At 56.0% G+C, this 21,537-nt stretch carries 16 protein-coding genes; 9 read left to right on the forward strand and 7 right to left on the reverse strand.

Annotated elements, in window-relative coordinates:
- Positions 1–62 precede the first annotated feature (62 nt).
- A complete protein-coding gene (locus tag SIC19_RS10200; protein WP_127402046.1) occupies positions 63–1,622 on the forward strand; it encodes a BCCT family transporter in 1,560 nt (519 codons plus the stop codon).
- Here the strand turns inward: SIC19_RS10200 and SIC19_RS10205 are convergent.
- Entirely contained in the window at positions 1,607–3,415 is a 1,809-nt protein-coding gene (locus SIC19_RS10205; protein ID WP_127402045.1) for an ABCB family ABC transporter ATP-binding protein/permease, read from the reverse strand. The two genes, SIC19_RS10200 and SIC19_RS10205, sit on opposite strands and share 16 nt — an antisense overlap.
- Before the next feature lie 257 nt (positions 3,416–3,672).
- Between SIC19_RS10205 and SIC19_RS10210 the strand changes: the two genes are divergently transcribed.
- Both SIC19_RS10210 and gabT read left to right on the forward strand, forming a co-directional pair.
- A complete protein-coding gene (locus SIC19_RS10210) occupies positions 3,673–5,418 on the forward strand; it encodes an ABC transporter transmembrane domain-containing protein (RefSeq protein ID WP_127402044.1) in 1,746 nt (581 codons plus the stop codon).
- Between the two features lie 81 nt (positions 5,419–5,499).
- Complete coding sequence (gabT, locus tag SIC19_RS10215; RefSeq protein WP_007152976.1) at positions 5,500–6,774, forward strand: 4-aminobutyrate--2-oxoglutarate transaminase; 1,275 nt, start codon at positions 5,500–5,502, stop codon at positions 6,772–6,774.
- 96 nt (positions 6,775–6,870) lie between these two features.
- On the opposite strand, the gene SIC19_RS10220 is transcribed toward gabT, so the two are convergent.
- A complete protein-coding gene (locus SIC19_RS10220; protein WP_127402043.1) occupies positions 6,871–7,611 on the reverse strand; it encodes a ParA family protein in 741 nt (246 codons plus the stop codon).
- A 264-nt stretch (positions 7,612–7,875) separates the two neighbouring features.
- Here SIC19_RS10220 and SIC19_RS10225 point away from each other — a divergent pair, with 264 nt between their 5' ends.
- Both SIC19_RS10225 and SIC19_RS10230 read left to right on the forward strand, forming a co-directional pair.
- Positions 7,876–9,591, forward strand: a complete 1,716-nt coding sequence (locus SIC19_RS10225; protein ID WP_185906462.1) for a carbohydrate-binding module family 20 domain-containing protein — start codon at positions 7,876–7,878, stop codon at positions 9,589–9,591.
- Between the two features lie 163 nt (positions 9,592–9,754).
- On the forward strand, positions 9,755–10,519 hold the full coding sequence (locus tag SIC19_RS10230) for a VC0807 family protein (RefSeq protein ID WP_075196403.1): 765 nt from the start codon (positions 9,755–9,757) through the stop codon (positions 10,517–10,519).
- A 118-nt stretch (positions 10,520–10,637) separates the two neighbouring features.
- Here SIC19_RS10230 and gyrB read toward each other — a convergent pair whose 3' ends face one another.
- From gyrB to dnaA, 5 genes are all read right to left on the reverse strand, one after another.
- Positions 10,638–13,052 carry a DNA topoisomerase (ATP-hydrolyzing) subunit B gene (gyrB, locus tag SIC19_RS10235; RefSeq protein ID WP_036211765.1) on the reverse strand — a complete coding sequence of 805 codons (2,415 nt, stop codon included), beginning with the start codon at positions 13,050–13,052 and terminating at the stop codon, positions 10,638–10,640.
- Positions 13,053–13,124: 72 nt separating this feature from the next.
- Positions 13,125–14,261 (reverse strand): DNA replication/repair protein RecF, encoded by a 1,137-nt coding sequence (recF, locus tag SIC19_RS10240; RefSeq protein ID WP_036211762.1) that lies wholly within the window; start codon positions 14,259–14,261, stop codon positions 13,125–13,127.
- Between the two features lie 103 nt (positions 14,262–14,364).
- Entirely contained in the window at positions 14,365–15,636 is a 1,272-nt protein-coding gene (locus tag SIC19_RS10245) for an ABC1 kinase family protein (RefSeq protein ID WP_127402042.1), read from the reverse strand.
- 57 nt (positions 15,637–15,693) lie between these two features.
- Positions 15,694–16,797, reverse strand: coding sequence for a DNA polymerase III subunit beta (gene dnaN, locus SIC19_RS10250; RefSeq protein ID WP_127402041.1), 1,104 nt, complete (start codon positions 16,795–16,797; stop codon positions 15,694–15,696).
- 56 nt (positions 16,798–16,853) lie between these two features.
- Positions 16,854–18,305, reverse strand: coding sequence for a chromosomal replication initiator protein DnaA (gene dnaA / locus SIC19_RS10255; protein WP_036211752.1), 1,452 nt, complete (start codon positions 18,303–18,305; stop codon positions 16,854–16,856).
- Positions 18,306–18,948: 643 nt separating this feature from the next.
- On the opposite strand from dnaA, the gene rpmH reads away from it, so the two are divergent.
- Genes rpmH through yidC form a run of 4 tightly spaced genes read left to right on the forward strand, consistent with a single transcriptional unit; the run spans position 18,949 to position 21,516 of the window.
- Positions 18,949–19,083 carry a 50S ribosomal protein L34 gene (gene rpmH / locus SIC19_RS10260; RefSeq protein WP_008172542.1) on the forward strand — a complete coding sequence of 45 codons (135 nt, stop codon included), beginning with the start codon at positions 18,949–18,951 and terminating at the stop codon, positions 19,081–19,083.
- 15 nt (positions 19,084–19,098) lie between these two features.
- Positions 19,099–19,506 (forward strand): ribonuclease P protein component, encoded by a 408-nt coding sequence (gene rnpA, locus SIC19_RS10265; protein WP_036211748.1) that lies wholly within the window; start codon positions 19,099–19,101, stop codon positions 19,504–19,506.
- A complete protein-coding gene (yidD, locus tag SIC19_RS10270; protein ID WP_036211745.1) occupies positions 19,506–19,799 on the forward strand; it encodes a membrane protein insertion efficiency factor YidD in 294 nt (97 codons plus the stop codon). Before rnpA ends, yidD begins: the two co-directional genes overlap by 1 nt.
- A gap of 4 nt (positions 19,800–19,803) precedes the next feature.
- Positions 19,804–21,516 carry a membrane protein insertase YidC gene (gene yidC, locus SIC19_RS10275; protein ID WP_127402040.1) on the forward strand — a complete coding sequence of 571 codons (1,713 nt, stop codon included), beginning with the start codon at positions 19,804–19,806 and terminating at the stop codon, positions 21,514–21,516.
- Positions 21,517–21,537 lie beyond the last annotated feature (21 nt).

A 21,537-nucleotide genomic window follows, 5' to 3' on the forward strand; every position in this document is an offset into this window, starting at 1 on the left:
AAAGGAATGCAGAGGTCTGAACTTTTCTGTACCCTGCGCGGCTCTTCGCGAAAGGAACAACCATGACCTCCCAGACAAACTCCCTGGCTACCGAGGAACGGCCGGGCGCTTTCTCCGATAGCGACCCGATCGTTCTGACGCTTACGATTGGCTTCATCCTGCTGTTCGTTGGCGCTTCCATTATTGACAGCAGCGCCGTCGCTACAGCGATTGGCGCCGGATTCACCTGGACGGCAAAGTACCTGGGGTCGTTCTTCCAACTACTCCTGCTGGCAACCTTTTTCATCGCACTCGGAACAGCGGTCAGCAAGGCCGGCAATGCACGGATTGGTGGCCTGGACCGGCCGGAAATCAGCCGTTTTCGCTGGCTTTCAATGATCATGTGTACATTGCTGGCCGGTGGAGGGGTGTTTTTCGCCGCCGGGGAACCGGTCTATCACTTTGTGGTAACACCACCGGCGTTTGATACCGAAGCCGGAACGGCTGCGGCCACCGCTCCCGCCATGGCGCAGTCGTTTACTCATTGGGGCTTCCTTGCCTGGGCCGTGCTCGGCTCGCTGACCGCACTGGTTCTCAGCAGGGCTCACTATGATCAGGGCAAACCGCTGCAGCCGCGAACCCTGTTGTATCCGGTGTTTGGTGAGAACGCTGTTCAAGGCAAGCTGGGTGGGGTGATTGACGCCCTTTGCGTCATTGCCGTGGTGGCGGGAACCGTCGGCCCTATCGGTTTCCTGGCAACCCAGGTGAGTTTCGGGCTGCACGAGCTGTTTGGCATCACCGATGGCTATGGCACCCAGCTCGCGGTACTGATCATTCTGGCCGGGGTGTACATGACCTCCGCCATGACCGGCCTGCATAAGGGTATTCAGCTGCTCAGCCGGTTCAACGTGCTCCTCGCCCTGGCCATCGCCGCAGTGATTTTCCTGTTCGGTCCCACACTGTTTCTGGCCAACACCTTTACCCAGTCATTCGGCGAGTACCTGACGTCTTTCATGGCGATGTCGACGATGACCGCTGAAACGGCGCCAGACTGGTGGATGAAATGGTGGACGGTGTTTTTCTTCGCCTGGTTTATTGGTTACACGCCTTTGATGGCGGTGTTTGTGTCGCGAATTTCCCGCGGACGCACGGTTCGTGAAATGATCCTCGCGGTTGCCGTATTGGCACCTATTGCCACCACAATCTGGTTTACGCTGCTGGGTGGCTCGGGGATCTATCACCAGCTGGCCGGCACCTTTGACCTGACCGAAGCGTTGAACAATTTCCGTTTTGACGTCGCCACACTGACCGTGGCCCAGGCGCTGCCAGGAGGCACCTGGATGGCCGCCGCGATACTGCTACTCACCACCATTTTTGTCGCCACCACCGGCGACTCCATGAGCTATTCCATTGCCATGGTGGGTGCGGGCCATGATGAGCCAAATCCTTGGATCCGGGTATTCTGGGGCGGTGCCATGGCGCTGATGGCCGCCATTCTGCTGTATATGGGTTCAGGGCAGATTGGCGTGCTACAGCAGTTCATTGTGATAACCGCCATACCGGTCTCCTTTGTCATACTGCCATCGCTATGGACAGGGCCGAAAGCGGCTATGGCCATGGCCCATGATCAGGGGCTTGCCTGACCATCATCACCAGTTCGATGCTGCTGTTCCCAGAGCCTGGCGTAATGCCCCTTCTGGCCCAGCAGCTCGACGTGGTTGCCACTCTCGACAATGCAGCCGCCGTCCATCACCAGAATGGTATCCGCATCGCGCGTCGTCGACAGCCGATGAGCGATAACCAGGGAGGTGCGCTGGCGGCTGACTTCCTTCAAGGCCCCCAGAATCGCCTGTTCAGACAGCGAATCCAGAGAAGATGTGGCTTCGTCCAGAACCAATAACGGTGGGTTCTTGAGAAGTACCCGGGCAATGGCGACCCGCTGTTTCTCGCCGCCGGAAAGTTTCAGCCCCCGCTCACCAACCTGTGTGTTATAGCCATCGGGCAGGCTGTGGATAAACTGTTCCAGGTGCGCCATTCGGGCTGCCCGGTACACCTCTTCCTCGCTGGCATCAGGCCGACCGTAGGCCAGGTTCCGAAAGAGTGTGTCGTTGAACAGCACCGTATCCTGGGGCACCACGCCAATGGCGGAACGCAGGCTGTCCTGGGTGACCTCACGGATATCCTGACCGTCGATGGTGATACTGCCCCGGTTCACATCGTAAAACCGGAAAAGCAGGCGGGCGAGGGTCGATTTCCCCGCACCGCTGGCGCCCACGACAGCTACGGTGTGCCCAGCGGGAATAGAGAAACTCACGTTCCGGAGGATCTGACGGTTGGGACGATAACCAAAGTGAACCTGGTCGAAACGAACCTCGCCTTTGTCCACCACCAACGCTTTGGCGTTCGGCGCGTCCTCAATGACCGGTTCGTCGCCGAGCAACCCGAACAGCCGTTCCACATTCACCAGCGCCTGGCGGATCTCCCGATACACGAACCCCAGTGCATTGAGCGGTATAAACAGCTGTAACAGGTAGGCATTAATCATGGTGAAATCCCCCAGGGTGATCTCACCACTGGCGACTTCCTGCACTGCCATGGCCATGATGACGATCATCGCCACACCGATGATCAGGGCCTGGCCCGAATTCAGAGCCGCCAGCGACAGCCGGTTTTTGAGCCGTGCCTGTTCCCAGTCATCCAGGTCCTTGTCGTAGAGCGCTGCCTCGAAGCGTTCGTTATTGAAATACTTTACGGTCTCGTAGTTGAGCAGGCTGTCGACTGCGCGGGAATTGGACTGGTTGTCCCGGGCATTGGCTTCGCGCACGTATTTCGTGCGCCACTCGGTAACCTTGATGGAAAACACCACATACACCACCACCGCTACCAGGATCGCCAGCACATAGCCCACGTTGAACACCACGAAGAGAATACCGGCCACCATCAGGATTTCGAGGAGGGTGGGGACAATGTTGAAGAGGGTGAAACGCAGCAGGAAGCTGATGCCGTTGGTGCCCCGTTCAATGTCCCGGGCCAGTCCGCCGGTTTTCCGGTCCAGGTGAAAGGACAGCTCCCGGTTGTGCAGATGTTCGAAAACCCGCAGCGACACTCGTCGCATGGCCCGTTCCGCGACTCGGGCGAACACCGCGTCCCGCAATTCGCTGAACAGGGTGCTGCCAAATCGGAGCAGACCGTAGGCGACGACCAGTATGACCGGAATCCACAGCAGTACCTCGCCGCCCTGATTTTCGTCCAGGTAGTCGACGATGTATTTCAGGGCGACCGGTGTAGCCACCGTCGCCAGTTTGGAGAAGATCAGGAACCCCAGTGCCAGCATGACTCGACCACGGAATTCCGCCAGATAGGGCCATAGGCCGGCGATGACTTTCCAGTCGGGTTTGTGGTTGGCGGGGTACTCGTTGTCAGCGTAGGCGCGCACTCGGGTTTCCCTTCAATAACGGAGTAGTCGAGCGCACGAAATGGGACTTGTCTGCCAGGACACGCTGTAAATACGTCCCTGTACGCTCGACAAAAGCCATCCATGGCTTTTGACGGTCCTGGCAGACAAGTCCCACCCCGCACGCTCTTACGTAGCTGTATGATAGGTTCTAATACGAGTAAAAACCGTATTGTTATCGGAGTTTACAGTACCCCTTATCCTGGAGGCACACCATCAACACCCGTCATCGGAAGGCTCTGAAACTGGTTGTCGATTTTATCAGCCCTTACAAAAAGGCTGTTACCGGCGCTCTCGTGGCTCTGGTTATTACAGCCGGCATCACACTTGCCCTGGGTCAGGGCTTACGGATTCTGGTGGACCAGGGCCTTGCCACCCAGTCTCCCGCGATGTTGACCAAAGCAGTCGGTCTGTTTTTTGTGCTGGTGATCGGACTGGCTATCGGCTCCTTTGCCCGCTTTTATCTTGTGTCCTGGATTGGCGAAAGGGTGGTGGCGGATATTCGAAAGCAGGTGTTTAACCATCTGATCGACCTTCACCCTGGTTTCTACGAGAAAAACCGAAGCCTGGAAATACAGTCGCGGTTTACCGCTGATACGACAGTGCTGCAATCCGTCATCGGCTCCACGGTCTCCATCGCGCTGCGCAACACCCTGATGCTGGTGGGCGGTCTGATCCTGCTCTTCATAACCAATGCCAAACTTGCCGGTATCATCATCCTCGGCTTCCCATTGGTGATCATTCCCATCCTGATCTATGGTCGCCGTGTGCGGCAGCTGTCCAGGCTGAGCCAGGACCGGGTCGCGGAAGTGGGCAGCTACGTGGGGGAGAACCTCACCCAGATCAAGACGGTGCAGGCGTTCAACCATCAGCCTCATGACCGCCGGTTTTTCTCACAGGTGGCGGAAAATGCCTTCGAGATTGCCCGTGTGAGGATTCGCCAGCGGGCCTGGCTGACCACCATCGCCATTACCCTGGTTATGGGTGCCATTGGCGTGGTGATCTGGATTGGCGGGCTGGATGTGATCTCTGGCCGTACCAGCCCGGGCGAGCTGGCGGCATTTGTATTCTACAGCCTGTTGGTGGGACTGGCCGCCGGCGCCATCAGTGAAGTGATTGGTGAGTTGCAGCGCGCAGCCGGAGCAGCGGCGCGGATTTTCGAGCTGCTGCAGACACCCAGTGAAATCCTCAGTGGGGCAAACGCCACCCAGGCTCTGCCCGACCCCCTTCGCGGCGACATCGAGATCAGCAATCTGACCTTTTCCTATCCGGCCCGCCGCGATATCGAGGTTCTGCAAGACCTTTCACTTCACATCCAGGCAGGCGAAACCGTGGCCCTGGTTGGTCCCTCTGGTGCCGGAAAGTCTACGTTGTTCGATCTGCTCTTGAGGTTCTATGACCCCGACACGGGGCAGATTCTTATCGACGGCGTTGACAGTCGTAAGTTAGCGCTTACAGACCTGCGCCAATGCTTTGCGCTGGTGCCACAGAACCCCGCGCTGTTTCACGGCACCATTGCCGATAACATCCGCTACGCCCGACCGGAGGCCAGCGACACTGCCATGGTGGAGGCCGCCAGGATTGCCCATGCCGATGAGTTTATCCGCAAACTGCCAAAAGGCTATGAAACGCCACTGGGCGACACGGGGCTCGGGCTATCGGGGGGGCAGAAGCAGCGGCTGGCGATTGCCCGCGCACTGCTTGCGGATGCGCCTATACTGTTATTGGATGAGGCGACCAGCGCACTGGATGCAGAAAGCGAACACCTGATCCAGCAAGCCATGCCGGGACTGATGTCCAACCGCACGACATTGGTCATCGCACACCGGCTGGCCACCGTCAGGCACGCCGATCGTATCATTGTGATGGACGCCGGAATTATTCAGGATATCGGCAACCACGATGAACTTGTCGAACGGAATCCGCTGTACCGGAGACTTGCAGAACTTCAGTTCCGGGAGGACATTGGCGGCCGCAGTACGTAGAAACAACAGGGCCGGGTTTTCAAACCGGGCCATCATTTCGTGTATGCTGACAGTACCAAACCGAATTCGAGGAGAGGCAAAGTGACGAACAAAGAATTGCAGGCACTCAAAGAACGTTATGTCGCGGCCGGTGCTGCCAGCCCCAACGAGCAGTTTGCCGACCATGCGACCAATGCCGAGCTCTGGGATGCCGATGGCAAGCGTATGATCGACTTCGCCGGCGGCATTGGTGTACTGAATATCGGCCATCGTCACCCCAAAGTGGTTGAAGCGGTGAAGGCGCAGTTGGACAAGCTGATGCACACCTGCCAGACCGTCATGCCCTATGAGGGCTATGTGAAGCTGGCGCAGAAGCTCAGTGAAGTGGTTCCGGTAAAGGGCCACGCCAAGGTCATGCTGGCCAACTCCGGCGCAGAAGCCCTGGAAAACGCCATGAAGATCGCCCGCGCGGCGACCGGCAAAACCAATGTGATCTGCTTTGACGGCGGTTATCACGGCCGTACCTTCTACACCATGGCCATGAACGGCAAAGCCGCTCCTTATCAGACCGATTTCGGCCCAATGCCGGGCACCGTTTTCCGCGCCCCCTATCCGGTTCCCTATCACGGTGTCAGTGAGGATGAAGCGCTCCGTGGCCTGAAGATGGCCATGAAGGCCGATTCACCCGCCAGTGACACCGCCGCCATCGTGATTGAGCCGGTGTTGGGTGAGGGTGGTTTCTACGCCGCACCAGCCAGCTTCCTCAAAGAGATCCGCAAGATCTGCGATGAGAACGGCATCCTGATGATCGCGGATGAGGTTCAGAGCGGCTTTGGCCGGACTGGCAAGATGTTCGCCATCGAACACAGCGGTGTTGAGCCCGACATGATGACCATGGCCAAGAGTATGGCCGATGGCATGCCGATCTCAGCCATTGTCGGTACCGACAAGGTTATGGACTCGTCCGGCCCGAACTCCCTCGGCGGCACCTACACTGGCAGCCCGACGGCCTGTGCGGCAGCCCTGGCAGTATTTGACGTGTTCAAGGAAGAAGACATTCTGGGCAAGAGTCAGCGCCTGGGTGACACACTGCGCAAACGCTTTGATCAGTGGCAGGAACAGTTCCCCCACGTGGACAACGTGCGCAACCTCGGGCCCATGGCTGCGATTGAACTGGTCACCGACAAAACCAGCAAGGAACCGCGGGCAGACCTGGCGGCGGCCGTTACCAAGAAAGCCAAGGAAAACGGCCTGATCCTGCTGAGCTGCGGCATGTACGGCAATACCTTGCGTTTCCTGATGCCGGTCACCATCGAGGACAATATTCTTGAGGAAGGCCTGGCGATCGTTGAGCAGGCACTGAAAGAGGTGGGCTAACACCTTCTGGCAGGGTCATTAACACACCTGCCGCTGTATACCGGAACGCTGGTCAGTGTGAAGCTGACCAGCGTTTTTTTATGGGCTCTATCCGTTCTAGATCAACTTCCTGATTTCCTTCCACAAGCGCCGATAGGCATCGGCAGCTGCGGATGACCGATCCATCAGTTCCACCGGCTGGCCACTCTCACCCATCTTCTCCACCACACTGGCATTGGGAATCAGCGCGTTCAGCCCATTCTCGAGGCGCTGTTTGCGATGGATCACCATCTCGCGATGCAGATTCTTGCGGCGGTCCACGATGGAGAAAAACGGGTGCAGACGACCGGGTTTGAGCTTCTTGTCCTTGGCGAAGGCCTGGAGCTGTTGCCAGCTATTCAGAGCGAGCCAGGTCGGAACCACAGGCACGAACACGCCATCGGCGGTTTTCAACACCTGCTCGGACAACCGCGACATCGAGGGCGGGCAATCCAGTACGACCAGGCTGGTTTCCTCCGATAGCGGCGCCAGCCAGTTTTTGAGGGTATTGGCGCTGTCGTCCTTATCCAGCCGGACATCAAGGTTGCGAAAACTGTTATGGGCCGGGATAAAATCGAGGTCAGGGTAGGCGCTGGCCCGAATGAATTTGCCGATGGGGGTCTTGCCATCCATCAGTGCAACCAGTTTCCGACCCTTGATCTCGTCGGTTCCCGCCAGGTACCAGCTGGCCGCGCCCTGAGGGTCAAGATCCCATAGCAGGGTGGGAATGCCAGCCTGGCTGGCCAGGTAGGCAATGTTTACAGCCGCAGCGGTTTTACCGACACCGCCTTTAAGGCTGTAAAACGCAATGATCTTCATGCTTCCTCCTAAAGCCCCGTCAAAACACCGGCTGCAAGCTTAACCGATCCCACTGGCAGGCGTGTTTCAGTTTAGTGACACGTATTCAGAAGCTACGTAAATATTGCAACTCCTCCCCCTGACTACTCCCCGCAAACTGCCTGAAAGGATGTTTTGGCTAACGATTGAACACTTCATGTTGACGATGGACATCCACAACTGCCGTCAACAGCCGGCAGTGGCCATTGGATCGTCTCCACAACAAATACAAGACAGGAGCACACAATGATCTCCATACAACGCCTGGTAACCGGTGTCAGTCTCGGCCTGACACTTGCGTTGCCCATTAATACCGCCCACGCCGGTACCTTTGTCCATCTGTTCGAATGGAAGTGGAGCGATGTCGCCACTGAATGTGAACAGTTTCTTGGGCCCAAGGGTTACAGCGCCGTTCAGGTGTCACCGCCGCAGGAACACATTCAGGGCAGCGCCTGGTGGACGCGCTATCAACCGGTCAGCTACCAGCTCCAGAGCCGCAGTGGTAACGCCAACCAGTTCGCTAACATGGTTTCGCGCTGCAACGCGGCCGGAGTGGATGTTTACGTGGATGCAGTGATCAACCATACCGCCAATGGTACGGGAAACGGCACCGCCGGGTCCTATTACAGCAGCGATTCCCTGACCTATCCTATCTACAGTGGCAACGATTTCCACGCCGAATGCAGTATCAACGGCTCGGATTACAGTTCGGATGCCTGGCGCGTTCGCAATTGCCGCCTCGTCGGCTTACCGGACCTGGATACCGGAAGCGGCTACGTGCGCGACACTCTGGCCGGCTATCTCAATCAGCTCACGTCGCTGGGTGTGAAGGGTATACGGGTGGATGCCGCCAAACATATGTCGCCCGGTGATATCGGCGCCGTCATCAATCAGGCCGGCGGCCCGCTGTACGTATTCCAGGAGGTGATCGACCTGGGTGGCGAAGCCGTCAGTGCCACTGAGTACACGGGTACGTCAGACGTCACCGAGTTCCGCTACAGCGCGTCCATCGGCAACGTCTTCAAGAACCAGCAACTGGCCAACCTCAACGCCTTTGGTGAGAGCTGGGGCTTCCTGTCCGGCGGTGATGCCGTTGTATTCACCGACAACCATGACAACCAACGTGGCCACGGTGCCGGTGGCAGCAATGTGTTGACCTACAAGGATGGTGATCTCTACAACCTGGCCAACGTGTTCATGCTGGGCTGGCCTTATGGCTACCCCAAGGTAATGTCGAGCTACGCATTTTCCAACGGTGACCAGGGCCCTCCAGCCCAAAACGTCTACCAGAACGGCACTGCTCAGTGCGGGTCCGCCTGGGTATGCGAACATCGCTGGGACTCCATTGCCAACATGGTTGCCTTCCGGGCTGAGACCGACGGCCAGGGCGTGAACAGCTGGTGGGACAATGGCAATAACCAGATTGCCTTTAGTCGGGGCAATAAGGGGTTCGTCGCCATCAACCGTGAAGTCAGCACACTGTCACGGACTTTCAGCACCGGGCTGGCCGATGGAAACTATCGCAATGTGGCTGGCAACGGTGCCTGCGTAACGGTGCAGAATGGCCAGGTGGCACTGACGGTACCGGCGATGGAGGCAGCGGCACTTCATAGCGGTGCCCCCTGTGACGGAAGCGATCCCAATCCGCCAACAGCAGGGACGGCATCCGTCACCTTCCAGTGCCAGAACGGCACTACCACCATGGGGCAAAGTGTGTACGTTACCGGCAACAACAATGCTTTGGGTAACTGGTCACCTACCGATGCGGTAAAACTGGATCCAACAGCCTACCCAACCTGGAGTGGGTCGATCAATCTACCAGCGGAGACCTCCATCGAGTGGAAATGCCTGAAGCGCAGCGAAACCGATCCCAGCGCCCAGCAGCAGTGGCAGTCAGGGGATAATAACCTGGTACAGACCGCAGGTGAGGGCACCAGCAGTTCCACTTCCGGTTCTTTCTGAAGCGCATCTGCCACTACCACACCAACTGAAACGGCCCGCATTAGCGGGCCGGTACCGCCGACCTCGGTTACTCACACTCACGGTTTCATCGTATACTGCCTGACGACTTTTTCGGTATGCTGGATTCCACCGGCATCACTTCCCCGAACGATCAGGCTGATTTATGACCGACCCGGAAATCCAATCTCCACCGACCCACAAGCCAAGGCCCTGGGTTGATCTACTCGTGAGTATCATCATTCCCTCCGTCATTCTGATGAAGTTGAGCGGGGATGAATATTTGGGCAGTGTCATGGCCCTGGTCATCGGGCTTGCGTTCCCCCTTGGATGGGGACTGTTCGAGTTGGTGCGCTATCGCAAGTACAACTTTATTGCGGTGCTCGGCATTGTCAGCGTCGGTTTGACCGGCGGTATCGGCCTGATGGAGCTGGATGCCGGCTGGCTGGCGATCAAGGAAGCGGCTGTTCCCGCCGTCATCGGTATTGCCGTGCTTGTTTCAACCCGTACACGCTATCCGCTGGTTAGAACGCTGCTGTACAACCCGTCCGTGCTGAACGTGGACAAGATTCAGGCGGTGCTGAAAGAAAACGGAAGTGAGGAAGAGTTCGAGGCCCGCCTGCTCAAGGCCAGCTATTTCTTCAGCCTGACCTTTCTGTTCTCCTCCATCATGAATTTCGTGCTGGCCAAGTGGATTGTCACCAGCCCGTCCGGAACCCAGGCGTTCAATGAAGAACTAGGCAGGATGACCCTGGTGAGTTATCCCATGATCGCTATTCCCTCGATGATCATGATGATCGCCATTTTCTACTACCTCTGGCGTTCTATTCGCCGGCTCACCGGCTACACCCTTGAGGATGTTATGGCGCCGCACCTTGCGGCCCAGCACGACAACAAGTCGTCTGACACATCCACAGGTAACGGTAGCTGACGCCAGTCAGAAATACTGAATTCCTCTAAATAACTGAATTATAAATAAAAAAGGCGACCATCAGGTCGCCTTTTTCGTATGCCCGGATAACCCGGGTCCGATCAAAAACCCGCCTTGATCACACGTCCAGGTTGGTCACTTCAAGCGCATTACTCTGGATGAACAGGCGCCGTGGCTCGACGTCATCGCCCATCAGGGTGGTGAAGATCTGGTCCGCCGCAATGGCGTCCTCGATGGTGACCTTCATCATGCGACGAGTCTCCGGATCCATGGTGGTTTCCCACAACTGCTCCGGGTTCATCTCACCCAGCCCCTTATAGCGCTGGATGTTCAGGCCGCGTTGGGCTTCCTTCATCAGCCATTCCAGAGCGCCCTCGAAAGACAGCACCGCCTGCTTGCGCTCGCCACGCTGGATATAAGCGCCGTCTTCGATCAAGCCGTCCAGTGTCTCACCCATCCTCGCGATGGCCGCGTAAGAGGACGACTCGAAGAACTCATGGCTGAACACGTGGTTATGGGGAATCCCGTGCACATAAATCACCACCTTCGGCAGGTAGAGATTGCGCTCGGTGTCCTTTTCCACGGAGAAGGTGTACTTGGTGCCGGTGCGAGTATCCAGCTGAAGGCCGTCACCCAGGCGAGCCACCCAACGAGCCACTTCTGCCTCTTCCTTCAGGTGTTCCGGCTTCAGGGTCACGTTATCCAGCATTTGTTGGAGTACCTTGGCCGGGTAGGCGCGGGACAGGCGATCAATCATCGCCATCACCGCCTGGTAGTCCTTCACCATGGTTTCCAGAGCGGAATCCTTGATAGCCGGCGCTTCCGGATTGACATAGAGCTGGGCGCCTTCCAGGGCGGTCTGTGTCAGGTACGCTTCCTTGGCTTTCTCGTCTTTCAGGTACTGCTCCTGCTTGCCACGCTTGACCTTGTACAGCGGCGGCATGGCAATGAACACATGGCCACGCTCAATAATTTCACGCATCTGACGGAACAGGAAGGTGAGTAGCAGCGTACGGATGTGGGAACCGTCCACGTCCGCATCGGTCATGATAATCAGGGAGTGGTAGCGGAGTTTTTCCGGATTGAATTCCTCTCGCCCGATGCCGCAGCCCAGCGCAGTAATGAGCGTACCCACTTCCGCCGAGGACAACATCTTGTCGAAGCGGGCCTTCTCCACGTTCAGGATCTTACCCTTGAGTGGCAGGATGGCCTGTGTCTTCCGATCGCGCCCCTGTTTGGCACTACCACCGGCGGAATCACCCTCCACTATGAACAGTTCGGAAAGAGCGGGGTCTTTTTCCTGACAGTCCGCCAACTTGCCCGGCAGACCGGCAATGTCCAGCGCCCCCTTGCGGCGCGTCATGTCACGGGCCTTGCGGGCCGCTTCACGGGCGCGGGCCGCTTCAATCATCTTGTTGACGATCAGCTTGGCCTCGTTGGGCTGCTCCTGCAGGAAGTCCGCAAAGGATTGATACAACTCCTGCTCAACCGCGGTTTTGACCTCGGAAGAAACCAGCTTGTCCTTGGTCTGGGACGAGAACTTGGGGTCAGGAACCTTCACGCTGATAATAGCCGTCAGACCTTCCCGAGCGTCATCACCGGACGTGCTGACCTTGGCCTTTTTGCCCAGGCCTTCGTGCTCAATATAGTTGTTGAGCGAACGGGTCAGGGCCGCACGGAACCCAGCGAGGTGGGTTCCACCGTCGCGCTGCGGGATGTTGTTGGTAAACGTGTAGATATTTTCCTGGAAGGCATCGTTCCACTGCATGGCCACTTCCACCGCAATACCGTCTTCACGTTCCTTGATGAAATGAAACACGCGGTTGATCGGTGTCTTGTTGGAGTTCAGGTGCTCAACAAAGGCACGCAGGCCACCCTCGTATTCGAATACCTCTTCCTTGCCACTACGCTCATCCTGCAGGCGGATACGCACACCGCTGTTCAGGAACGCCAGCTCCCGCAGGCGTTTGGCCAATATATCCCAGTGGAATTCAATGCTGGTAAACGTATCCGGGGATGGAATGAAGTGAACCTTCGTACCACTGGCGTCGGTGTCGCCAACCACATCGAGCGGCGCTTTTGGTACGCCGTTGTTGTAGGTTTGCTCGTAAACCTTGCCATCACGTCGAATGGTCAACGTAAGGGAGGAGGAGAGGGCGTTTACCACCGACACCCCAACACCGTGAAGCCCGCCTGAGACCTTGTAGCTGTTGTCATCAAACTTACCACCGGCATGGAGAACCGTCATGATAACTTCCGCAGCGGAGACACCTTCTTCCTTGTGAAGGTCGACGGGAATACCACGGCCGTTATCCCTGACCGTGACCGATTCGTCCGGATGGATGATCACCCCGATTTCAGAACAGTGCCCAGCCAATGCCTCGTCAATGGAGTTGTCCACCAACTCAAAGACCATGTGATGCAGGCCCGTGCCATCATCAGTGTCACCGATATACATGCCGGGCCGCTTCCGAACGGCATCCAGTCCTTTCAATACCTTGATGCTTGAGGAGTTGTAGTTCGATTCACTCATTAGGGTACTCCTGAAGGGTGATTTCCCGGCGTGAAGCCATTGCCGCTGTTATTCTAGAGCGATGAAAGTGGATCATCCGGGTTCCTGTTCTTCCGTCAATTTGCCATGTTCCACGTGGAACAATCTGTATTCCGGCATGGTGTGCCGCCATAATTCATCCGGCCTGGGCGCCTCTATCGATGTCACAAACACCTGACATCGTAATTCGTAGAGCTTTTGGGCAAGCATGGCCCTGTGGACGACATCCAGCTCTGCATTGATATCGTCCAGCAAAAAGGTAACCTGCTTTCCAAGATCGCTCAGCACCATGCCTTGTGCGATCTTCATCAAAATGACCAACGTCTTTTGCTGGCCCCGGGAGAAGGTCTCCGCCACCGGCCTTCCCTGGTATCGCAAGCGGATGTCAGCCCGATTGGGACCGTACAGGGTATGGCCCATTTTCTGTTCCTGCTCCCGGTGGGAACGTAGTACCTCGACCAGGGGTTGGCTGGCGTCCCAGCCAACGTAATAGTCCAGCTTGAGCCCATCAACCCAGGGGGCGTCTATCTCACCGAGTAAACTGTAAAAAGCCTTGGTAAAGAGCCGAAAGGTTTCGTTCCGGGCTTGCGTCAATCGCTCTGCCAACTCCGTGTACTGGGAATCCCAGACCTTCATCAGAGCGTCATCTATTCTACCATTTCTCAGGATCTGATTCCGCTGTGACGTCACTCTTTGACACTGCTGCCACAACGAAGCAAACGAAGGTTCCACGTGGAACACTGCCCAATCGAGAAACTGCCGGCGTTTTCCGGGTCCGCCGGCAACAATATCAAACACCCCCGGATCGATAACCGAGACGGGCAGATGCCGGGCAAGCGAAGACAGGTTACGAACTGCTTCCCCATCCACTCTAAGCGTGGTTTCTTTAGCGGTCACATCCCTGGAGATGCCCACACGATGGTTAAGCTCTCCAACTGATGATTGTTCCCCTCCCGACATTCCCTGATCCAGGCCACCGAACACCGTCAGTTTGTGTTGGCCGTGGCTAACCACCGCCTGATGTCTACTTACCCGGAATGAGCGGCCAAGCCCCAGGTAGCCAATGGCTTCCAGAACGCTGGTTTTTCCACTGCCGTTGGCGCCATATAACAAATTAATGGAAGGTGAGAAACTGACCGGCGCAGGCGAGAGATTGCGGAAATGTTCCGATTGAAGTTTAACAAGCGCCATAGGTCACGATAGGTTATTAACCAGCAGGAGACGGGGACAAAAAAGGCAGCGTGCCTTACCGACAACGCTGCCCCAGTGTACAAAACCTCGCGGGTGAACGCGATTAATGCAGCATGTTCAACCGCTCGTCCATGAAGACATCCATTTCCGGCGCCAGTATGTGAACATAACGGTCGAAATACAGGAACTGTTTCAACAAGAGCGCAAACTCTCTTGGAAAATGCAGCCCGTGGCCCTCACCAATCCGTACCATATTCATCAGGATGTTGTTCACGTCATCCTCGGCTTGTTCAGCCTGATAGGGCACTTCATCCGGCACCATGGTGTCCATTTGCTGGTAAAGGCGCCGCAGGTCGGCTGCCAGTTCAGCCACCTGAACCTTTTGATGGGTGATACCTATACGAATCATCGCGTCGGCCATGCCTTCAAAATTGCCGACCATGACCGTTGAAATAAAATCGCTGACGGCCTGCCAGGTATCCGGACGGATGCGACCGACAATACCGAAATCAATAAAACCAACCCGGCCGTCTTTCAACACCATCAGATTGCCCGCATGAACATCGGCGTGGAAAAACTCACACTGGGTGAGGCTGGAAAACCAGGTGTTCATTGCCGTAATCAGCGTGCGCTCCGGATCCCGCGCGTAACCCCGGATGCTTTCAAGATCCGTCAGAGGTACACCGTGGAAACGCTCCATGGTAAGAATGCGACGAGTACTGCAGCTTTCGTAGACCCGTGGCACGGTAGCATCTTCATTGTGGGTGTTATGGAGAAATTCCCGGAACACCTTAAGGTTGTTCGCTTCCTTGATGAAGTCGCACTCCTCCAGCATGGTGCGCTGGATTTCCTCCACGATTCCAGACAACGAAGTCCAGGATAGTTTGGGCGCCAGGGTCTCCAGAATTTTCGCGGACAGGTACAGGAAATTGAGATCCGTCAGCAGAATGTTTTCCACACCCGGCTTTTGCACCTTGATCACCACATCCTCACCAGTAACCAGCTTTGCGGCGTGAACCTGTGCAATCGATGCCGACGCCAAAGCCACCGGGTCAATGTCAGAGTATACGTCTTCGATTGGTCGGCCCAGTTCGTCCCGGATAATTTTCCGGATCACACTGAATGGCAGGCTTGGGGTACGGTCCAGACAGTATTGGAATTCCTCCACGTATTCCTTGGGGAAAAACGTGGGGGAGCTGGCAATAAACTGGCCGAGCTTGATGTAGGTGGCACCCAGGGATTCAAACGTCTGCCTGAGCAACCTCGGCGCGGGCGGTCGATCGCCCCGCACCCAATTCACTCCAGCGCGTCCCAACACCGATACGGTCTGACCGATTCGAAAGGCACCCTTGAGGCTGTTCGTCACCGTTCCCATCACTCTCTTCCTTACTGATCCGGTAAATATCTGGCGGCCACAACCAATCCGGCGGACCTACAGCCGCATCGGCATGACGACATAGAGGCAGCGATTGTCGTTCTCGGCCTCAATCAACGCACTGCTATTGGGATTCGCCAAGGTTATCTTGACCTGATCTTCATCCAGCGCGTTCATCACATCCACCAGGTAGCCTACATTAAAGCCAATCTGTAGTGATTCGCCCTGATACTCGACCGACAGCGCGTCTTCGGCCTGTTCCTGATCCGGGTTGTTGGCAAATACCTGCAACTCGTTGGGCGCCAAGTTCAGGCGTACGCCACGGATGTTTTCATGGGATAGAATGCCGGCGCGCTGAAGTGTGTTCTTGAGGGTAGCGCGATCCGCCAGGACAACTTTATCCCCACCGCGGGGAATGACCCGGTTATAGTCCGGGAACTTGCCTTCGATCAACTTCGAGGTAAAGGTATAGGAGCCTACCGTCGCGCGCAGATGATTGTCTCCGATCACCAGGGTCACCGGGGTTTCCACATCATCCAGCAAGCGCGCCAGTTCCAGCACACCCTTACGCGGCACGATCACCTGGCGGGGTTCCGGGCAGCCGGTGGGCAAATCAAAATGCGCCATGGCCAGGCGATGGCCATCAGTAGCCACGGTGCGAACGTGATCCTTGTCGACTTCCAGCAACAGCCCGTTCAGGTAATAGCGAACATCCTGTTGAGCCATTGCAAAGGCAGTTGCATCGAACATTCGGCTGAGTTCTTTCTGGGGCAGTTCCAGGCCAAAACTTTCCGCATCATCCTCAACATTGGGAAAATGCTCCGCCGGCAAGGTCGACAGCGTAAAGTGGCTGGCGCCACAACGCAGATGCAGGCGGTCGCCCTCCAACGCCAACTCGATAGGCGCCTCATCACCCAACGCCCGGCAAATATCAGACAGTTTCCGCGCCGGAACTGTAATGCGGCCTGGCTGGTCAACGTGCACCGGTGACACCCGGCCCACCAGTTCCACTTCCATATTGGTACCAGTCAGCGTGAGGGTATTATCCTCGGCCACCAGCAACACGTTGGAGAGAACGGGCATGGTCTGTTTTCGCTCCACCACACCGGCAATGGACTGAAGGGGGGTGAGCAGAGATTCTCGGCTGATCGTCAGTTTCATGGCACTCAGCATTCTTTTATTGGAAGGTGAATGTGTATTGGCTGCCGCTAACCCGGTCAGGTTGTCAGTAGCCGCATAAAGTTCTGATAATCCTCTCGGATGCCAGGATCCGTTTCCTGCAGCTCTACAATCTTTTTGCAGGCATGCAATACCGTGGTGTGATCACGGCCACCAAACGCATCGCCAATTTCCGGCAGGCTGTGATTGGTCAATTCCTTGGCCAGGGACATGGCAACCTGTCTTGGCCGGGTCACAGTGCGGGTACGCCGTTTTGACAACAAATCGGCCACCTTGATCTTGTAGTACTCCGCCACCGTGCGCTGGATATTATCGATGCTGACCTGCTTTTCATGCAGCGCCAACAGATCCTTGAGGCTTTCCCGGATAAACGGCGGGGTGATCTCCGAACCAGTGAAGTGAGCATTCGCTATCACTAGGCGCAGCGCCCCTTCTAGTTCACGAACGTTCGATCGAATTTTTTGCGCGATGAAAAACGCCGCCTCGCTGCTGAGTTTGACGTTCACCTGCTCCGCCTTTTTCATCAGGATGGCGACCCTGGTCTCCAGCTCCGGTGGCTCTACCATCACGGTCAGGCCCCAGCCGAAACGGGATTTAAGGCGCTCTTCCATATCCACAATTTCTTTCGGAAAGCGGTCACAGGTCACAATAACCTGCTGTCCGCCTTCCAGTAACGCATTGAAAGTATGGAAAAATTCTTCCTGGGAGCGCTCCTTGCGGGCGAAAAACTGAATATCGTCTATCAACAATGCGTCCACAGAGCGGTAATAGCGCTTGAACTCATTGATGGCGTTTAACTGAAGTGCCTTCACCATATCCGCCACAAAACGCTCGGAGCGAAGATAGGCCACCTTGGCTCTCGGGTTGCGCCGTACAATGTCATTACCAATGGCATGCATCAGGTGGGTCTTACCCAGACCCACACCACCATACAAAAACAGTGGGTTATAAGCTCCACCAGGGTTCTCCGCCACCTGCATCGAGGCCGCCCGGGCCAACTGGTTCGATTTACCCTCCACAAACGTGTCAAAGGTAAAGCCTTCGTTCAGGAAACTCTGGTGCTTGATGTCACCCTCAACCTGAACCGAACGTCGTTCGCTGGTGCTCTTGGCCTTCACCGAAGGCGTGGTCACTGTGGCCGCAACGCCTTTCTCTTCTTCCGTTACCCGGCTGCCCGCTTCCTCCTGTTCGGCGGCCACACCACTGACCGCGTTCTCGGAACGGACCACCAGGTCAGATGACCGTGGCGCGGAACCCACCTTCATATCAATCCGAGGTGCCTGGCCACCGTGCAGATCCTTCAGGACTTCTTCAATTCTTCTGAGGTATTTTTCGTTCACCCAGTCCATGACGAACCGATTGGGTGCGAACAGCATCAACTGACCCTCGCGGTGATCCGACTGCAAGGGTCTAAGCCAGGTGTTGAATTGCTGGGCGGGAAACTCGTCCCGGAGTACTTCCAGACACTGATGCCATATGTTGTTCGGCACGACAGTCTTGCCTCCGATGCCTCAGAAATTTCTCGTCACGGATCTCCATGACCCGACGAAAGAGATGACCAAGGATTCTAACCTGAGGGCCTCCCGAGTGAAAGAGCCAAACGCATTTAATAAACAGCCTGTGGAAATTTATTTTCTTTTATTTCAATTTTTTACAGACTTACCTACAGGCTTGTGTACAGAAATATCGTGCAGAAAAAGTTACCCACAGACCTGTGTGTACAAAGCGCTCTCAACCCTGTGGACGACACCCCGATGTTCGGTGGATAAATCGCGATCTGAGCAAACCTCCAACTTACCCACATTTCCTGCCTCGGATATACACAGGCCTCATCCCCACTTCTCAACCACTTTATGAACCATCCAATCCCCTGTTTCCAAATCAATTCCATCGGTTTTCCACAGAAAAAGGCCTGCCTAATAACAGTAATAATAATCCTTAAAGAGAATACAAAAAGACCTAATGAATTTATTACCTGAACCGTGAATCAGCGGAGATGGAAATAACCCGACACTGGTCTCGAATAACCATTGAATTCCACCGCCACATTGCATAGAATGCCGCTCCTGTTTTGGCTGTTCATTTTCCAGCCAACGATTGAATTTCCAACATCTGTAATGTGAGACCGACACCATGAAAAGAACGTTTCAACCAAGCGTACTGAAGCGTAAGCGCGTTCACGGTTTCCGTGCCCGCATGGCAACCGCCAACGGCCGTAAGGTAATTTCCCGTCGTCGCGCCAAGGGCCGTGCCCGTCTGTCTGCATAAGACATTGACCGCCTGATGAAGGCTTTGACCTTTCCAAAATCGTCCCGGCTGCTCAAGCCATCCGATTACGGCAAAGTCTTCGATGACGTACAGCTAAGGGTTCCGCACCGACATTTCCTGATCCTGGCCACACCCAATACTCTGGGGCACGCCAGGATTGGGTTGGTGTTTTCAAAGAAGAATCTCAAACTGGCTGTACAACGAAACCGCGTTAAACGCCGGGTTCGGGAAACCTTCAGGCACGAGCGGGAATACCCTGCCCTGGACATCGTGGTTCTTGGACGGCGAGGATTGACGGAGCTTGATAATGCCGCGCTCAATGCTACCCTGACGGAGCTCTGGGCACGCCTCAGGAAGAAAAACCGCCAGCTCCAGAAACCAACCACATCGGAACTTTCCGGTACCGGCAAAGGAACGGGTTAATGCGCAAACTGCTGCTCCTGCCCATCCGAGTCTACCAGTACGCGATCAGCCCGATGATGGCCAGTCATTGCCGTCACTACCCCACTTGTTCCCAATACGCTGTCGAAGCCATCACCGCCCACGGCGCCATTAGAGGCCTTTTTCTTTCGGTCAAACGTCTAATGAGGTGTCATCCATGGGCAAAAGGCGGGTATGATCCCGTTCCGGGCACTGACGTTCGCACTGAGGTAGTACCTTCCATCTGCTGCGGGCCGGCCAGCCAAACCCATAACGCTAACCAGACCAAACAGTAAGTTTATGGATATTCAACGCATTGTATTATTTGCCGGCCTTGCCATTGTCAGTTACATGATGGTGCTTGCCTGGAATGAAGACTATAACCAGCCGCAGACCCAACCCGCTACGGAACAGGCCAGTACCAGTACCCAGCCTGCATCGACGGATGACATGACTCTCCCGAGCGAGAGCGCCAGTGGCCCGGATACCTCAAGCGAAGAATTCACCACTCCGGAAGGCGATGGCCAGACAATCTCGGCCTCGGAGACATCCTCCGTTTCTGCCAGTGATCAACTCATCACCGTGCGTACCGATGTCTACGAACTCAAGATCGACCGTGTAGGCGGTAATCTGATTGAAAGTTCTTTGTTACAGCACGACCGGTCCCTCGACAGTGAAGAATCACTGAGGCTGTTGACCAATACCAGCAAGCGCACCTACATCATGGAAAGCGGGCTGATTGGCCGCGATGGCATCGACAGCAAACGCAATGGCAGTGCTCCGGTTTACAACGCGTCTGCGTCAGAATACGAACTGCAGGAAGGCGAGAATACACTGACGGTCGATCTCACCTTCACCACGGACAACAATGTCGAAGTCACCAAACAGTATCTGTTTAGCCGTGACAGCTATGAGATTGATGTTCGTTATCAGATCAACAACCAGTCCGATAGCGTCTGGCAGGCAAACATGACGGGCAAGATTGTCCGTGATCAGGCACCGGACCCAACCGCACAGAACAGCCTGGGCATACGTGCTTTCCTGGGCATGGTGGTCAGTTCGCCAGAAGATCCTTACGAGAAGTTCGATTTTGACGATCTCTCCGAGAACCCGATAAACCAATCAGTGACCAATGGCTGGTTGGCCTTCCTCCAGCATTACTTCCTGGCGGCCTGGGTGCCCGAACGTGATCAGCCGGCCCAGTTCCAGTCCACTCGTCGTGGCCCGCTCTATGTCATGGGCTTTGTGTATCCCGCGACCGTCGTGGAGCCGGGTCAAACCAGCGAAGTGTCCGCCAAGGCCTATGTCGGTCCCAAGATCATTGAGCGCCTTGAGAACGTTGCCCCGAACCTCGACCGGACGGTTGATTTCGGCTTCCTGTTCTTCATTGCCCTGCCATTGTTCATTATTCTCGACTGGTTCCACGGGCTGGTTGGCAACTGGGGTGTGGCTATCATCCTGCTGACAGTCCTGGTCAAGGCGGTGTTCTTCAAACTGTCGGCGACCAGTTACCGGTCCATGGCAAGAATGCGTGCGGTAGCTCCCCAGCTGACACGGTTGAAAGAACTGTATGGCGACGATCGCCAGCGCATGTCCCAGGAAATGATGGCGTTGTACAAACGGGAGAAGATAAACCCGTTGGGTGGCTGCCTGCCGATACTGGTACAGATGCCGGTCTTTATATCCCTGTACTGGGTGCTGTTTGAAAGTGTCCAGTTGAGACATGCTCCCTTCATGCTGTGGATCCAGGATCTGTCGGTCATGGACCCCTATTTCATCCTGCCCATCCTGATGGGTGCCAGCATGATGTTGCAGATGAGTCTGAACCCGACACCACCGGACCCGATGCAGGCGAAGATCATGAAGCTGATGCCGCTGATCTTTACCGTGTTCTTCCTCTGGTTCCCGGCAGGCTTGGTTCTGTACTGGTTGGTCAACAACATCCTGTCCATCAGCCAGCAGTGGTACATTACCCGCAAGATTGAAGCAGAAGTTGCGGCCAAGAAGAGCTGACCGGTCATCCAACGGTTCCAG

The sequence above is a fragment of the Marinobacter sp. MIT930201 genome, assembly GCF_047122665.1.
Taxonomy (GTDB): domain Bacteria; phylum Pseudomonadota; class Gammaproteobacteria; order Pseudomonadales; family Oleiphilaceae; genus Marinobacter; species Marinobacter salarius.

Excerpts from the sequence above, each read along its gene's own strand:
- SIC19_RS10200 (WP_127402046.1), top strand. The coding sequence starts at position 63 with ATGACCTCCCAGACAAACTCCCTGGCTACCGAGGAACGGCCGGGCGCT.
- SIC19_RS10225 (WP_185906462.1), top strand. The coding sequence starts at position 7,876 with ATGATCTCCATACAACGCCTGGTAACCGGTGTCAGTCTCGGCCTGACA.
- rnpA (WP_036211748.1), top strand. The coding sequence starts at position 19,099 with ATGAAGGCTTTGACCTTTCCAAAATCGTCCCGGCTGCTCAAGCCATCC.
- yidD (WP_036211745.1), top strand. The coding sequence starts at position 19,506 with ATGCGCAAACTGCTGCTCCTGCCCATCCGAGTCTACCAGTACGCGATC.
- dnaN (WP_127402041.1), bottom strand. The coding sequence starts at position 16,797 with ATGAAACTGACGATCAGCCGAGAATCTCTGCTCACCCCCCTTCAGTCC.
- gyrB (WP_036211765.1), bottom strand. The coding sequence starts at position 13,052 with ATGAGTGAATCGAACTACAACTCCTCAAGCATCAAGGTATTGAAAGGA.
- rpmH (WP_008172542.1), top strand. The coding sequence starts at position 18,949 with ATGAAAAGAACGTTTCAACCAAGCGTACTGAAGCGTAAGCGCGTTCAC.
- SIC19_RS10245 (WP_127402042.1), bottom strand. The coding sequence starts at position 15,636 with ATGGGAACGGTGACGAACAGCCTCAAGGGTGCCTTTCGAATCGGTCAG.
- SIC19_RS10230 (WP_075196403.1), top strand. The coding sequence starts at position 9,755 with ATGACCGACCCGGAAATCCAATCTCCACCGACCCACAAGCCAAGGCCC.
- yidC (WP_127402040.1), top strand. The coding sequence starts at position 19,804 with ATGGATATTCAACGCATTGTATTATTTGCCGGCCTTGCCATTGTCAGT.
- recF (WP_036211762.1), bottom strand. The coding sequence starts at position 14,261 with ATGGCGCTTGTTAAACTTCAATCGGAACATTTCCGCAATCTCTCGCCT.
- SIC19_RS10220 (WP_127402043.1), bottom strand. The coding sequence starts at position 7,611 with ATGAAGATCATTGCGTTTTACAGCCTTAAAGGCGGTGTCGGTAAAACC.